General features: G+C 72.2%; 2 protein-coding genes. One reads left to right on the top strand and one right to left on the bottom strand.

What is annotated here, in order from left to right:
* Positions 1–458 (top strand): FGGY-family carbohydrate kinase (locus AB0J09_RS64930; RefSeq protein WP_360714483.1); only part of this gene is annotated, 458 nt, incomplete at its 5' end.
* Here AB0J09_RS64930 and AB0J09_RS64925 read toward each other — a convergent pair.
* The coding region (locus tag AB0J09_RS64925) for a LacI family DNA-binding transcriptional regulator (RefSeq protein ID WP_360714481.1) at positions 455–1,325 on the bottom strand (871 nt) is incomplete at its 5' end. The two genes, AB0J09_RS64930 and AB0J09_RS64925, sit on opposite strands and share 4 nt — an antisense overlap.

The raw sequence follows: 1,325 nt of genomic DNA, 5'->3' as shown, positions 1-1,325 counted from the left end.
ACTTCGCGGGGGAGCGGACGCCGCTCTTCGACCCGGACGCGCGCGGCACCCTGATCGGGCTGACGCTGCGGCACGGACGCGGGCACCTGTACCGGGCCGCGCTGGAGGCGACGGCCTTCGGGGTGCGGCACAACCTGGAGGCCATGCGGTCGGCGGGCGGGTCGGCCAAGCGGCTGGTGGCGGTGGGAGGTGGTACGAAGGGCGGCCTGTGGACGCGGATCGTGTCGGACGTGCTGCAGCAGGCGCAGGTGCTGCCCGCCCACACGGTCGGGGCCGCTTTCGGCGACGCCATGCTGGCCGCGGGCGCGGTGGGGGTGTCGAGCGACGGCTGGAACCCGCCCGCCTCCGTGGTGGAGCCCGATCCGGGGGCGGCCGAGGACTACGGACGGCTGTACGAGCTCTACCGAGACCTGTACGGCTCGACGTCCCACATCGCCCACGAGCTCGCGGCGCGTTAGCGGGAGCTGCTCTGGCGCGGGTGGAGCTCGGCGGGCAGGACGATCGTGGCGGGTTTGGCGGCAGGGGCCGCGATGCGGTCGACCAGGAGGCGGGCGGCCATCCGGCCCAGCTCGTACGTCGGCTGCGTCACCGTCGTGGGCGAGGGATGCACCAGGTCAGCCCACGGGATCTCGTCGAAGCCGACCAGCCCCATCTCCCCGGGCACGTCCACCCCGCGCTCCGTCAGGCAGCGCAGCGCGCCCACCGTCATCAGGTTGTTGGCCACGAACACCGCGTCGGGAGGCTCGGGAGAGGACAGCAGTGAGGCCATGGCGTCGTAACCCCCCTGCTCGCGGAAGTCCGTACGGACGATCACGGGAGGCGTGGACAGGGCGGCGGTGTAGCCGCGCAGGCGCAGGTCGGCGGTGCTCACGCCCTCGGGCCCCGTGATGCACGCGATCCGCCGGTATCCGGCCGCGAGCAGGTGCTCCGTGGCCGTGCGCGCGCCCGCCTCGTTGTCGACCACGACCGTGTCCACGACACCCCGGGGCAGCTCCCGGTCGACGGCGACGACCGGGATGGGCGATTCGATCAGGGTCTTGGCCGCCTTGACGCTCCCGGACGAGGAGATGATCACGCCTGCCATCTGCTCGCTCAGCGCCGCCGCGACGTACGTCTCCTCCTTGGCAGGGTTCTCGTCGCTGTTGCACAGCACGACCGAGTAGCCCTCCTGCTGGGCCACGTCCTCGATGCCGCGGACCATGGCGGTGAAGAACGGGTTGCCGATGTCGGAGATGATCACTGCCCAGAGTGTCGTACGGCTGCGCCGCAGGTTGCGCGCCACGGCGTTGGGACGGTAGCCGAGCTCGCGGACCGCGGTGAGCACC

The organism is Nonomuraea sp. NPDC049784 (assembly GCF_040659615.1).
Classification (GTDB): domain Bacteria; phylum Actinomycetota; class Actinomycetes; order Streptosporangiales; family Streptosporangiaceae; genus Nonomuraea.
Note: the sequence above shows the minus strand (reverse complement) of the source record. Positions and strands in the feature narration are given on the sequence as shown.